This window comes from Methanosarcina barkeri str. Wiesmoor, from assembly GCF_000969985.1.
GTDB lineage: Archaea > Halobacteriota > Methanosarcinia > Methanosarcinales > Methanosarcinaceae > Methanosarcina > Methanosarcina barkeri_B.
Genome location: NZ_CP009526.1, coordinates 615,945 through 629,489, shown reverse-complemented (window position 1 = coordinate 629,489; position 13,545 = coordinate 615,945). Strand labels below are relative to the sequence as shown.

The 13,545-nt window shown below is 39.9% G+C and carries 12 protein-coding genes; 7 read left to right on the top strand and 5 right to left on the bottom strand.

What is annotated here, in order from left to right:
- Nucleotides 1–5 precede the first annotated feature (5 nt).
- Nucleotides 6–1,175, bottom strand: coding sequence for an ABC transporter substrate-binding protein (locus MSBRW_RS02830; protein WP_155398096.1), 1,170 nt, complete (start codon nt 1,173–1,175; stop codon nt 6–8).
- 952 nt (nt 1,176–2,127) lie between these two features.
- Here MSBRW_RS02830 and MSBRW_RS02825 point away from each other — a divergent pair.
- The 7 genes from MSBRW_RS02825 (at nt 2,128) to MSBRW_RS02795 (ending at nt 9,155) form a co-directional block, all read left to right on the top strand.
- Nucleotides 2,128–2,877 (top strand): class I SAM-dependent methyltransferase, encoded by a 750-nt coding sequence (locus MSBRW_RS02825; protein WP_011305502.1) that lies wholly within the window; start codon nt 2,128–2,130, stop codon nt 2,875–2,877.
- Between the two features lie 265 nt (nt 2,878–3,142).
- Complete coding sequence (gene nikB / locus MSBRW_RS02820; RefSeq protein WP_011305503.1) at nt 3,143–4,072, top strand: nickel ABC transporter permease; 930 nt, start codon at nt 3,143–3,145, stop codon at nt 4,070–4,072.
- A 9-nt stretch (nt 4,073–4,081) separates the two neighbouring features.
- Nucleotides 4,082–4,954 carry a nickel ABC transporter permease subunit NikC gene (gene nikC, locus MSBRW_RS02815; protein WP_011305504.1) on the top strand — a complete coding sequence of 291 codons (873 nt, stop codon included), beginning with the start codon at nt 4,082–4,084 and terminating at the stop codon, nt 4,952–4,954.
- The gene (nikD, locus tag MSBRW_RS02810; RefSeq protein ID WP_011305505.1) at nt 4,938–5,750 is read left to right on the top strand and encodes a nickel import ATP-binding protein NikD; all 813 of its coding nucleotides are present in this window, start codon (nt 4,938–4,940) and stop codon (nt 5,748–5,750) included. Before nikC ends, nikD begins: the two co-directional genes overlap by 17 nt.
- 11 nt (nt 5,751–5,761) lie before the next feature.
- Entirely contained in the window at nt 5,762–6,742 is a 981-nt protein-coding gene (locus MSBRW_RS02805) for an ABC transporter ATP-binding protein (protein WP_011305506.1), read from the top strand.
- A 74-nt stretch (nt 6,743–6,816) separates the two neighbouring features.
- Nucleotides 6,817–8,385: a nickel ABC transporter substrate-binding protein gene (locus MSBRW_RS02800; RefSeq protein ID WP_230669931.1), complete on the top strand. Its 1,569-nt coding sequence runs from the start codon at nt 6,817–6,819 to the stop codon at nt 8,383–8,385.
- Nucleotides 8,358–9,155: a class I SAM-dependent methyltransferase gene (locus MSBRW_RS02795; protein ID WP_155398095.1), complete on the top strand. Its 798-nt coding sequence runs from the start codon at nt 8,358–8,360 to the stop codon at nt 9,153–9,155. Before MSBRW_RS02800 ends, MSBRW_RS02795 begins: the two co-directional genes overlap by 28 nt.
- Nucleotides 9,156–9,523: 368 nt before the next feature.
- Here the strand turns inward: MSBRW_RS02795 and MSBRW_RS02790 are convergent, their stop codons facing one another.
- The 4 genes from MSBRW_RS02790 to MSBRW_RS02775 all read right to left on the bottom strand — a co-directional run bounded on the left by MSBRW_RS02790 (nt 9,524) and on the right by MSBRW_RS02775 (nt 13,493).
- Nucleotides 9,524–9,709: a PspC domain-containing protein gene (locus MSBRW_RS02790; RefSeq protein WP_011305509.1), complete on the bottom strand. Its 186-nt coding sequence runs from the start codon at nt 9,707–9,709 to the stop codon at nt 9,524–9,526.
- A 535-nt stretch (nt 9,710–10,244) separates the two neighbouring features.
- Nucleotides 10,245–10,886 (bottom strand): serine O-acetyltransferase, encoded by a 642-nt coding sequence (locus MSBRW_RS02785; RefSeq protein ID WP_048102463.1) that lies wholly within the window; start codon nt 10,884–10,886, stop codon nt 10,245–10,247.
- A gap of 494 nt (nt 10,887–11,380) precedes the next feature.
- Entirely contained in the window at nt 11,381–12,472 is a 1,092-nt protein-coding gene (locus tag MSBRW_RS02780; RefSeq protein WP_011305511.1) for a hypothetical protein, read from the bottom strand.
- A 37-nt stretch (nt 12,473–12,509) separates the two neighbouring features.
- Complete coding sequence (locus tag MSBRW_RS02775) at nt 12,510–13,493, bottom strand: YbgA family protein (RefSeq protein ID WP_011305512.1); 984 nt, start codon at nt 13,491–13,493, stop codon at nt 12,510–12,512.
- Nucleotides 13,494–13,545: the final 52 nt, after the last annotated feature.

The window sequence follows — 13,545 nt, the reverse complement described above, 5'->3', positions numbered from 1 at the left end:
ATTTGTTAATAATAGCTGTACACCAGTGTACCGCTATAATCTATGGGCATGAACTTCCTGTGATATTCCTTGAGCGTCTCAGCAGGATCCACGTCCCTGAACTCTTCAGGGTAGAACCATTTGGCGAATGCTTCCAGTGCAACGAAGTTAAATATGTCCGTGCAATAGCCGTGATATATGCCGTATACCTTCTGATTCTCTACTGCATTTATCGTATCCCACCCGGGACGGTTGATGAATGGCGTCATCGTACTCTTCGTTACGTTAGGTGTAGAAGTATAGCCCATTCTGAGTGACCCGGGCGTAGACCAGTTCCTTCCCGTCAATATAATGATGTCTGGACTCTGGTTGACTAGATACTCTGCGCTAAGGGCCTTGCTTTTGTTGAGTAAAATTGGTTCTGCGATGTTGTCTCCTCCCGCTTTCTTAACGATGTCTCCCCATGCCACATCTCCATAAGATATACCGTAAGTCTCCGGGCCTTTATATGCGCATTCGATGTAAACAGTGGGTTTCTTTCCCTGTATTTTTTCCAGGCGGGAATATATGCTGTTGACTTTATCATCATAATAATCAACTATGTCCTGAGCTCTCTGTTCCTTGTCCGTGATCTTTCCAAGTAACTGCATACTCTTTGTCGAATTTGTCATGGGGTCCATGTAGAAGTCTAAAAATACTACAGGGATACCGGCCTGGTCCAGCCTGGTCAGTGCCTCCTTTGTCGCTTCCCCATCCCACATGAACTCCCAGTCGTGCATGATGACAACGTCAGGATTCAATGCTATCACTTTTTCGGCATTAAAAGTATTATCATCCAGGGAGCCTACATCAGGTATTTCGGCCATTGCAGGGAATTTTTCCACGTATTTCTCATACATGTCGCCGGAATTATCCCTGAGATTGTTATCCCATCCAACGATTTTACTATCAAAGCCCTCTCCATAGACCGATGAAAATTCTGCCGTACATGTTGAGTCCATCAGTACAAGGCTCTCAACAGGATATTTTAATGTCACCGATCTTCCCGCCATGTCCGTAACGTTAATCGTCTTTGCCTGGTCATCTGTGCTGCCGTTCGTGATACAGCCCGAAACTGAAAAAATCAAAAAAACGACCAATGTAATCGCAAGTATAGGGAATGTTGTTAACTTATTGCGCATGTTGACCTCTACCACTTAAATTAACCGGAACTGGACAACTTTTATATTATCCAAAAACGAGGATCTGTCATCAGAGTATATCATTCAGTATCATGGTCATCGATTATTTAGTAATGATATATTATTCAACAGGTTTTAATGTATTAATAATTTATTAAATAGTATTATTTTATGCACTATGTTAAATATTTTGTAACAACCTACATTGAAATTTTTAAACTTTTCATTTTTTTATTATATTAAGAGATATAGCAGGTATGAGATGCCGGATGATCAGATACTAATTGTTCACCTTAAAAAGCCAAACTGCAGCATAGGCATCATGTATTTGGGCAAGATTTTGTGAGTGGAGAGATGAAAGAAGTTCCACTGCAATCCGAGAAATCCATTTATCTTAAGGTGCGGTTATCTGTGCAGCCATTAGCCGGCCGAAAGAGCCTTTAGCAGTGACAAGTTCGTCGAATGTGCCGTTCTCCTCAACTTTTCCATTTGTTAGCATTATCACCCGGTCTGCCGACCTAATCGTCGAAGGCCTATGATTACTTACTTGAGAGAAATCAAATTTCAACGAATTCTAATATATATGCTACAAAAAACAGATAAATAACTTATTAATTAACATTAATAACAATAGTTATATCATATTAATTTACATTAAAAGGAAATAGTAATTAAAAGTAATAATAAATGCATTATTTTTAAGAAAGATAATATTTGTTAGTCAAATAACAAGATATATATCATGTTAAATTATATTAAAAAGAATTAATAATAAAAATTAATAAAAATATGATATTTTTAATAAATATACTAGTCAAAAGTGGTTAAAACACTAATAATTGTTTGAAAAATTGAAATAGGTCACGTGAAAAAATTTCAGAAATCTCTAAGATATTGTCTGAAAATGGCAATTCTATTAAGATTATAATTTGGTCAAAAAAATGTTGTACATTAGAGGAACAGAAAAATGAATTTAAACATCCGCATTAAAAATTATTGGGAAGGAGAGGCGCAGGGTTACAGCGAAGCAATTGAAGATGAATTAAACGGATTTGAGAGAAAAGCATGGTCTGATTTGGTACTAGAATACGCTCCCTCCAAAGATCGTCTTGACATACTGGATATCGGTACCGGGCCGGGATTCTTTCCAATCGTCTTATCACAGGGTGGACATAATGTTACTGGTATAGACCTAACCGAAAATATGATCGAATTTGCACGTCTTAACCTTGCACGTGAAGGTGCTAGTGCAAAGCTGGTGACGATGGATTGTCAAAATTTGAAATTTCCAGACAACTGTTTTGATCTGTTAGTTTGCCGTAATCTCACATGGACACTCGATGACCCCGCAAAGGCATATAAGGAATGGCACCGCGTCCTGAAACCAGGCGGAAGGGTTCTTATCTTTGATGCTTGCTGGTATCTGCACCTGTTTGATGAAAATATGAAAATAGCCTATGAGAAAAAGGAAAAAGAAATCCTTATGAAATACGGGCATCCAATGCACCAGCACAAAGATCAGGTCGAAGGCGATGCACTCAGCCGGAAGCTGTTTATGAGTGACAAAGTCAGACCACAGTGGGATTTGGATATAATGCTTAAACTCGGATTTTCAAAGGTATTTGCGGATACTTCAGTTGGTGAACGGATACTCAATGAACAGCAGCAGGATAGAAACAGTATGCATCCTCCGTTTTTAGTTGGAGGAGAAAAATAGAATGGACGTAATAATTTGTGTCTTGTGCCAAAATGTTTACGGTTTATAAAGTTCCTGCACGGATTCAAAAAAAGATTCAGTAGGCAAAGTAACAACTGGTCTGTTGTCCACAATGTGCGATTTTTAAAGATATTAGCATTGATAAGTCGGTACCTCGACGAATTAATAAAGCAGCCCGGCTTTTACAAGATCCTTATTGGTTTACAATCACAAAAATTTGGGTAATTTATAAGGTAAGTAACATCAGGTCACTGGTGATGAAGTAATGCTTAAAGGCATAGGAGAACGGTTATTCACATTGATTCCAGTACTGCTGGCTATTTCATTAATAACCTTCATCCTCGGCAGCATGTCATCAGGTGACACGGCACGTACACTAGCTGAAAAGAAATATGACAGGCCAACATATGAGCAGATTGAGGAAATACGAACCGAAATGGGATTTGACAGACCGGTGCTCGTCCAATACGCCAGTTGGCTTAAAGATGCGGTGAAGGGTAATTTGGGCTTTTCTTATTCAAATGACAGGCCGGTGGTTGATGAGATCGTTCAATATTTTCCTAAAACATTACAGTTGGCCCTTCTAGCACTATTGTTTTTAATTATAATTTCATTTACTCTTGGAATTTTATCGGCAGTGTTTTCCGGCTCGTGGATCGACAAGATTTCCAGAATATACTGTTTTTGGAGTGTATCAATGCCTGAATTCTGGTTTGGACTCATTCTACTGTATATTTTCGGTGCTCGTCTTGGACTAATATCAGTGCTTGGTGGAAGTTCAATGAAATTTCCAATAATACCTGCTCTTACAATGTCTATATGCAGCGGTGGGATTTATGTCCGACTTATTCGCACAAATATGGAGGAAGTACTGAACAAAGGATATATCCGTGCAGCCAGAGCAAAAGGCGTCAGCGAATATAAAATAATAACAAAACATGCTCTAAAAAACGCAACGCTTCCTGTACTTAACAAGCTTGGGATCGGATTTGGATCTTTGTTAGCTGGATCTGCAATTATTGAATCAATATTTTCATGGAATGGGCTTGGAAATCTGGCTCTCGAATCTGTTAAACTCAAAGACTATCCAGTAGTCCAGGGATATGTGCTGTTTATGGCTGTTTTGATGGTGTTAATTAACCTGGCTGTAGATATTGTCTGCAGCATCATTGATCCGCGTCTTAGAAATGAATGAGAGGAACATATGATGCAGGTCAAAACTCAAGCAATAAAAAGATCGAATGCATGGTTTCATTCATCCGATGGCATTATAAATTTTATATTTACGCAAAAAGAAGCAGTTTTCGGTTTTGTAATAGCGGCTTTGATTATAGTCATTGCCATAGCTGCATCTGTAATCGCGCCAAATGACCCTCTTAAGGTAAATATGTCAATGCGTTTAACAGACCCAAGCTTGCTATATTGGCTTGGCACCGACAATCTTGGGCGATGCATTGCATCTCGTCTGATCTGGGGAGCACGGATGTCACTAATATACAGCCTGTGCGTGCTGGGCCTTATGATGGCAATTAGTATCCCTATAGGACTCCTTTCTGGGTATGCAGGCGGTCATATAGACACGTTTATTATGCGAGTTATAGACATATTTTTATCACTTCCAACTTTTCTGATGGCATTAGCCATCGCCGGTATGCTGGAACCCAGTGCTAGAAATATGATTATTGCCATGGCCAGCGTGTGGTGGGCACCTTATGCAAGAATAATACGTGGTATGGCAATGCAGATAAAGCAGCAGGACTTTATGCTTGCAGCAAAAGCAGCCGCCTGTACTCATACACAGATTATTTTTCGGCACATACTTCGTAATATCGCCCCAACAATTATTGTAATGGCCACACTTGAAATTGGTTCAATTATACTGGCCATCGCGTCATTTTCTTTTATCGGGTTAGGTGCGCAGCCGCCTACGCCTGAGTGGGGTGTTATGCTCAGCGACAGCAAAGAATTTATGCAGACACAGCCGCAGCTGATGATTTATCCGGGACTTGCAATTATGATCACAGTTATGGCATTTAATCTTCTGGGGGAAGGACTGAAAAATGCAATACAAAAATGACCATGGACTTCAGAGTGAAAACGCGGTATTAGATATCCGGGGACTTTCTCTGGACTACATTATGCAGGATCAAAACATTCACGCCGTGGTAAACTTGGACCTTGCTGCACGAATGGGAAAAATCACAGCACTTGTTGGAGAAAGCGGCAGTGGAAAATCCACCGTTGCACTGGCGGTAATGGGTATTCAGGATGAAAACGCTGTAATCTCAAGTGGTGAGATTCACCTGGCAGGGACGGATATACTTTCTATGCCTAAAAAAGATATGCGACCTTACATATCGAACCATACCGGCATTATTTTTCAGGATCCAATTGATTCGCTGAATCCGTTATTAACTGTTGGAGAGCAGTTGGTGGAGACAATCCTGATACATGAAAAAATAACAAAAAAGCAAGCTCGTACCATTGCTCTCAATCAACTTATGGCGGTCAGCCTGCCACAGCCGGAAGAATTGATGAAAAAATACCCCTTTATGCTGAGTGGAGGAATGTGTCAGCGTGTCATGATTGCCATCGCCAGCGTATTCCGTCCACCGCTTCTCATTGCAGATGAGCCAACGACCGCTCTTGATGTAACGGTTCAGGCTCAAATCCTGCATCAATTGGATTCGATGAGAAAGAGAAACGGAACTGCAATTCTGCTTATTACGCACGATTTGGGAGTCGTCGCAGAAATAGCAGATGATGTGTGTATCATGAAGGACGGACATATTGTGGAAAGCGGCACAGTAGACGACATATTTTATAATCCGCAACATACGTATACACGCCAATTACTGGCGGCGGCTCTCTAAGAGGTTTGGCCATGGAAGTATTGGCGGAAACCCAAAACATACGAAAATCCTACGAAAAACAAAATTTGTTTACAAAAAAGAGAGAGCAGGTCTCTGCCGTAAACGGTGTGTCTCTTAAAATTCAGAAGGGATGTTCAGTAGGACTTATCGGAGAGAGCGGAAGCGGAAAAAGCACGCTTGGCAGAATGATGGTTGGGCTGGAAACGCCAACAGAAGGACAGGCACTGTTTCGAGGACGGTCAATATCGAATATTTCCCTTCGAAAAATGCGTCCATTACGACGTAATATCCAGATGATATTTCAAAATAGCAGCAGCGTTTTTGATACTTCCTATACTGTAGGCGAAAGTATTGCCGAGGTTATTGAAAACAGTGAGAGAGTATCAAAAAAAGAATGCTTAGAAAAAATTGAGACAATATTGGAACAAGTGGGGCTAGATGCCTTATACGCTCAGAGGAATCCAAAGGAGCTGAGCGGAGGGCAGCGCCAGCGTGCCAATATTGCACGTGCGCTTGTTCTTCATCCAGAGTTTGTTGTTTGCGACGAGCCCGTTTCTAGCCTTGATTATTCATTGCGCAAACAAATTCTGACTTTACTTAATGACTTACGAAAAAAGTTTGGTTTAACTTACTTGTTTATCACTCATGACCTAAACTGTGTGCCTTATGTCTGCGATATGATGGCCATTATGTATGCAGGTAAGATAGTGGAGCAAATCGATTTAAAGAATGACTCGATGCAGAACGCACTTCACCCATACACCAGCTTACTGCTTTCGTGTATACCAGCAAAGGTGCCTGCAGAACGAAAAAAATGCACAATGGAGAGCATAATTGATACAACAGTTATACCTGATTCAAAACACTGTTGTCGGTTTTTTCCACGCTGTCCTTTCTGTACGGAACGTTGCATAAATGAGGAGCCATTGCTAAAGGAGGTCGCAAGCGGTCATTTTGTAGCATGCCATTCCGTAGCATGTCACATTGTATAAGCCATTAAAGAAAGGGAGAATGAAAAATGAAGAAAAAATATATCTGGGCAATTATCGCGTCAGCACTATCAGTAGTGCTGTTGCTGAGTGGATGCATCTCAAATCAAGCGTCAAACAATACACAGAACGAAATTTCTGATTCTTCAGATACCACCGCCACGGCCGTCAGTAATCAGTCCGATTCCATTACAATTATGGTCTCTGGCAAACTGAATCCGGAAGATGCCAGCCCGATAGAATCCAGCACGGAAATGTGCCTTTATGAAATGGTGTACGAACCGCTGGTCAAATACGGGAAAGGCGGCGTGATTGAGCCTGAACTTGCTGAGAGATGGGAAATCAGCGATAATGGAACGCAGTATACTTTCTACTTACGTAAAGATGCCAAATTTTCAGATGGTACCAACCTTAATGCGGACAGCGTGGTAAGCAGTGCAAAACGCTGGAACCCCACAAGCTTTTCCACGCCGCTTACAAATGTGGAGAAATTAGACGACTACACGGTCAGGCTGACATTTAAGGAAAACTGTTATCCTGTATTAATCGAACTGACCTATCCACGGCCTTTCCGCATCGCATCTGAAAACTCATTTGATGAAAACGGTAACTTTGTAAAAATGATCGGTACAGGCGAGTGGATGGTGGAAAGTTATGTCCCTGAGGAAGAGGTGGTTATGGTGCCCAACCCGTATTATTACGGGACGAAGCCGAATATTAATAAGATAACCATCAGAAAAGTTACCGAAGGCGAATCAAGAATTATGGCACTTCAAAGCGGAGAAGCTGACCTTTCTCTAGCTGATCTGCCTTCCGAAAGTAAATCGATCATCGAGTCATCAAAAAATCTTGGCGCTACAACCACTGAAGGCACATTGGGATTTTTCCTCATGCTAAATCAAGAAAATACCGTGTTACAGGATGAAAATGTCCGCCTTGCGTTAAATTATGCAATGGACAAAGACAGCATCGTGGAAAATATATTTGGAGGCGACGCTGTTGCAGCAAAGGGCATTTTACCTGATACAGTACCGTACGTCACTGATGAAAACAGCAAAGGATACTCTTATAACCCGGAAAAAGCGAAAGAACTGCTAGCAGGATCTGGGTATACGGACAGTGATGGGGATGGGATCGTTGATAAGGACGGTGTGCCGCTGTCCCTTAAACTTGTATTTCAGTCTGAGGAATATGCAAGCTGGAAATCTATGTGTGAATACATGCAGGCTGCGGCCAAAGAGGTCGGCATTGATATTCAGCTTGAGCAACTGGACACTTCGGCCTACTATGATGCGATCTGGAAAAACCGTGATTTTGACATGATTATTTACCGCACATATGAGGATTCATGGAATCCACACGGATTTTTGCGCTCCATGTTTTATCAGTCAGAGGGAAGCACGTCCGTATGCTGGTATGACCCGCAGTTAAATACAGATCTTGACGAAGTCATTAAAACACAGGACGAGACAACGCGTCAGGCAAAGTATGATCAGATATTTAAGCTGATCAATGACAAAGCGCTTGTTGTTCCTCTGTGCTATCCCAACAAACAATATGTATATAATACCCGCCTGCAAAACGTGACAGTCGCACCGACGAGCTATGAAGGCATAGAGTGGCAGTTGATCACTATGGAAAAGTAAGAGGTCAAAGCATGTTGGGGACTGTATTTGAACAGATTGAAAAAGCCTGGTCTGCCGATGCCGGAGGTTACGACCAGGTGATTCAAAAACAGCTAAGTAATGAAAAAGACGTAAAGCATTGGCAGGATGAACTTCGGCTGGTGCTTGATGAGAAACCATTGCATGTGCTTGATATCGGATGTGGGCCTGGATTTTTTACAATTATGCTTGCCAGGCTAAAACATAATGTGACATCTGTTGATGGTGCTGAGGGAATGGTAGATCGTGCAAGGATCAATATCAAAAAGGAGGCGTTAAATGCAAAAATATATAAAAGCGACGCCGTGCTTTTGGATAAAGAAAAGGAAAACAGTCTTGATGCCATAGTATCACGTGATGTTGTCTGGACACTCTATGACCCGGAGAAAGCTTTCATTAGATGGAAAAATCTGCTGAAGACGGATGGTAAAATCGTTATCTATGATGGAGATTACAGGCGGGATCAATCGTCTTTGCGTTACCATGTATTGAAATTTACCTCAGACCTGATTAATTTCTTCATGGAGAGGAAACATCGGAAAAAGAACCAGCACAATTCCCCAGGAAATGGATTCGAACAGCTGCCAATGATTCGGCATAAGCGACCGCAATATGATCGAGAACTGTTGCTGAAAGCAGGTTTTTCAAAAGTAGAAGTGACAAAGGATCGTTTCCGTAACAGTCCATTAAATATTGAATTCTGGAGATATGGATATCAGGGGAAAAGGTTCCGCGTAATTGCCTACAAGTAAGTGAGCTAATAATTACGGCAATACAGGCTCAGATCGTACACTTTAAATAAAGAAGTTAAGTGATACAATTTAATCCAGTGATTTCACTACTTTCTTTTCACTGGATTTTACATTCCGACCCCATCTTTAATTTTTTTATTTAATTTCCGTTGACCTGGGAGTTATTGCCTCTTTGAGCGACCATACTTTTTATAAATACTTAAAAACTTCTGTTTTTATTACGATTTCAATCACCACAAGATGCATTCTGGAACAGATTGCCAGTTGAAACAAAATTCAGAGCTGGAATGAGATTGTTTGGGTTATAAGAATGAACAAAAGGAAAAAAGTTTCAAAACGGAATTATTTCAAGATAAAACAGAGAGCCCTCAGGGCTCTTCAGGAATTATAATCCATGCTATTATATAGGCAACTATACCGCTTCCCGCACCCACTATAGAAATTAGCAACCATAGAAGCCGTATAAGCGTAGGATCAACTTTAAAGTATTCACCTAGCCCACCACATACCCCTGCAATAATCCTGTTCTTCTTTGACCTATACAATTTATTCATTTGACCACCCCTAAGTACAAAATGCTTTAATAAATTAATAATAGATTGCTTATATTCGATATATAAGTAACTCCGAAAATAAGGAATTTATTGAGAACTCATACGTTTGCAGGTTCTCTATGCTCTTGCAGATATAAGTTAATTGGCATGAAAGTAGCCTTTGTTTTTTATTCTTGACTCTATTCCCAACTTTCAGTTATGCTGTCAATATTGCATTTTTGTCCGGTTGAGTAAAGCTAAGCCTACATTCCACAGTATTTTTTTGAGAATCAATATATTTCTTGATAGCGTTTTTGGAGTAGGTGCAAATAATTTAGATTTTTAGTGGTATTTGGTGAAAATCGAATGATATAGTTTTTTGCCTCTAAATACACCACATAGTTGCTTTTACCTACTACATAAAAGTCCAATAAATCCACGTTTGATTGAAAATCGATAGCAATAAAAATATGAATTTACGAAAATTTACTTCGGAAAGTGAGCTAAGGTCCGGAATGTGGACATTAAGGCCTTTTATCTTCACGATACAAGCAAATTACTGAGGAGGTTTATAGAATCCTCTTAAAATGTCTGTAGCTTTATAGTAACATTTATCAAATCCTTCACTACTAACTTTTTTTGCTGGAACTCCTGCTATTGTAATACCTTCTTCTTTAAAGGATTTGTTTACTACTGAATTTGCACCTATTGCGATATTATCTGCAATTTCAATATCTCCAAAGATTTTAACGCCGGGACCAATATATACATTATTTCCTATTTTTGGCACAGGTAATACAAAATCCGGTCTTAATTCGTCCTCCATACTATAGGCATTTGTTCCAATATTTACACCAGTATGAATGCGACAATTTTCACCAACTTTTGCATTGCTATTTACAATTAAAGTACCTTTATGAGCAATAGATAATCCAGGCCCGAATACATTTGGAGGTATAGTAAATCCTAATTTCGTGCTTAATCTTTGGAATTTAAAATAAAGGTACGGAAGATATAGTTTATATATAATACCTTTTTTACAATTTATATAAAATTCTCTTTTCCTTAGTAATCTCTCAAATCTCCAGATATCATCCAAAAGATAATCCCTATAATACTGGACTGTACCTCTTTTTTTTTTAAGTGCAATCTCATCTGCTTTTAAATAAAATATATAATCTTTCTTTGATTGAATCATAAAAGCTCGCCTATGAATAATCCAGATCGTCATAGAAAATAATTTTATAGAATATATATCTAGTTTTATAGTTAGGACTTACGCACTTGAAATACAAAATCAGCCACAATCAACGTTGTGAATAGGGCAAGGGTTTAGACGGTTGAGGGTTTGATGCTATTGATTTCTCAGTTCAACCGCGTAAGTTTTAATAGTTATAGCTATAGTTATATAAATCTGTGTATAAAGCAAGTCACAATTAAATAAACATAAGTAGCTTTTTCTGTTTAAACTGTATATATAGACCAGAAATTTACATCTGGAAAAAAGATGTCAGTAAAAAATCTGTATGGTTGTGTTTTTAGATTTATAGGTATTAGCAAGAAAATATCTTTCACTTCGTATTCTGAGCATTATTTCCAAATCTCTAATAAATTTAGACTTTTACGACGCTCTGTAAGTTAAATTTTTACGTGTATTTCTTTTTTATATAAACATTCCAGAGGGCCGGATTCTCAGATCATAGCCCATTCACTGGTTATGTTTTCAGGTACGAGGTTTTCTCCAGATGCCTGTACATATACCCTGAATTTTTTTCCTGCAGGAACCGTAAGGCCTTTTGCAGTGTAATTGAAAACTTCATCCGGCTCAATAGTAATTGAAGAACTTTCAATTTCATCCCACAAAGAAAGCTTATCTTCAGCCTGAAGGGCAACGTAAACGGTTGCATTTTCAGCTCTCTCCGAACCCACGTTTCTTACAGTTATGTTAATATCTACAACCCCTTCTTTTTTTGAGTATGCACACTGCGCTTTGAAATCGAGATTAATCGTAGGCCTTCTGTAGACGGGGACAACATTTACAGGCTGGTCTGCATATTCTTCCGGGACTTCACCTATCTGCCAATCACTCCCTGTGGTCTCCAGATAATAGTAATCGCTGCCTTCGTATTCGAAACTCCTGCCTTTGTACCCAGTGTTACATTTTATCCCGAGAGCCATATGTTCAGGAAGCTCCAGAAGAACAGCATCATAGCCCATCTCCTGAAGAATTGCCACGGAGAGAATTGAAGTATCTTCACAGTCTCCTCCATTCTCATAAAGAGTTTCGTAAGGAAAACGGGGGTACTGGTCATAACCCGAACTTTCAAGATCCGAGATATAATCCAGAGATTGAACAAAAGAAATACAAAACTCTGGAATTTGCCTTTCTTCAAGCCCGTGAGCTTTTGAGAGAGAAAGCAAAGCCTCTGCTATCTCCTTAATTAACCAGTCATCATATGGATCTGAAGCAAATAGGTCGTAGTCTCGGTTTCTAGTTCTGGATTTATATGTTTCATACAGTTCATTGTCAAGAGGCAGAGTAAGCTGCCATTTGCAGCCTTCGTAGTCCCAGGAGTAAGTTTGGAAAAACGTTCCGGGAGTAGTTGACTCCTCTGTTATCGAGGCACTGTAAGGCTCAGAATTTACAATATCCACTCCTATCAGGCTTTTCCCAGCATCACCTATATATGAATTTATGGAAGGTTCAGAGTTAGACCAGGTTAAGAGAAATTCAGCCAGAGAAAGTAGTAAAAAGAAATAAAACAAAGCGGTTAAGCTTTTCATAAAATGATCCTCACCCAGAATTTTATAGTTTACGAGTTCATTTCCAGAGGTCTTCCCTGAGGTGGGAGTCTACAGGGTTTACTTCCATCAAGCCTTCTGGATAGGGCTCAAAAAAGGTCTGATTCATAAGATACTGGTCTTCAAAGCGCACAGCCCACGACCTGATTATATTAATCGCAGGGCAAAGAGAGACTTTTCCGTTCCTGTACTTCTGAATCCAGCCAAAAAATAGCGCTTTTTCCTGGTTTGAGAGCTTCTCTGAAAAATGTCCAAAAGCATGCATGAGTACATTGATAATTGAAGTATACCTGGGAGGCCTGGAGAGAGCAATGTAAAGGTGTTTCTCGTACTCAGAAACCAGCTCTTGAAAGGTTTTCCTTTCTTTATTTGCAACAATAGCTCCCAGTTTCCTGAGTTCTTCCTGGTTATACACCATGAGTAGATACTTATTTTCGGTATGGAACGCGACAAGGTTTCTCATGCGGCCTTCAGATTTTACTTTTCGGAAAGCAGCAAGCATAAAAATCCTGGTCATGAAATGTTCTTTTATGCGAGTATTCCTTAGCCTTCCTTCATCCTCAACAGGTAGATAGGAAAATTCTTTCAGGACTGCCCTCCCGAAATACCCTGAAGATTTTCCGATTACCGCTGATTTCAGCGCTGCAGTCGAGTAAACCTTTACTTCCTTAATGCCGCAAGAAGGAGACCTGTATTTAAGAATAAGACCATCAATTTCTCCTATAGAACCGAGAAAATCAGTGCAAAATGCCTCCATAGTTTCAGTTATATCCCTGCCGCTTGCGGGCTGGACAAGCCGCTGTTCCCCATTCTTAAGAATAATCCTTAACGGATCTCTTGGAACACCGAGACCTATCTCCACTTCCGGGCAGACAGGCAGGAAATCAACATACTCCATAAGGTTCGCCACTATCGAACTGTTTATGATATTCCCGTTGTATCGACAGTGATCAAACCCAAGGCACCTACTAACCACAACCTTTGGCCGAACAAACTCCCTCATTTAACCCCCATATAACAAAGGATTCCCAGCATAAATTATTTTCCAAAATAAA

What these genes read in the sequence shown, in the direction of transcription:
- MSBRW_RS02785 (WP_048102463.1), bottom strand. Translation starts at nt 10,886, where the DNA reads ATGATTCAATCAAAGAAAGATTATATATTTTATTTAAAAGCAGATGAG.
- MSBRW_RS02825 (WP_011305502.1), top strand. Translation starts at nt 2,128, where the DNA reads ATGAATTTAAACATCCGCATTAAAAATTATTGGGAAGGAGAGGCGCAG.
- MSBRW_RS02805 (WP_011305506.1), top strand. Translation starts at nt 5,762, where the DNA reads ATGGAAGTATTGGCGGAAACCCAAAACATACGAAAATCCTACGAAAAA.
- nikC (WP_011305504.1), top strand. Translation starts at nt 4,082, where the DNA reads ATGATGCAGGTCAAAACTCAAGCAATAAAAAGATCGAATGCATGGTTT.
- nikB (WP_011305503.1), top strand. Translation starts at nt 3,143, where the DNA reads ATGCTTAAAGGCATAGGAGAACGGTTATTCACATTGATTCCAGTACTG.
- MSBRW_RS02775 (WP_011305512.1), bottom strand. Translation starts at nt 13,493, where the DNA reads ATGAGGGAGTTTGTTCGGCCAAAGGTTGTGGTTAGTAGGTGCCTTGGG.
- MSBRW_RS02790 (WP_011305509.1), bottom strand. Translation starts at nt 9,709, where the DNA reads ATGAATAAATTGTATAGGTCAAAGAAGAACAGGATTATTGCAGGGGTA.
- nikD (WP_011305505.1), top strand. Translation starts at nt 4,938, where the DNA reads ATGCAATACAAAAATGACCATGGACTTCAGAGTGAAAACGCGGTATTA.
- MSBRW_RS02780 (WP_011305511.1), bottom strand. Translation starts at nt 12,472, where the DNA reads ATGAAAAGCTTAACCGCTTTGTTTTATTTCTTTTTACTACTTTCTCTG.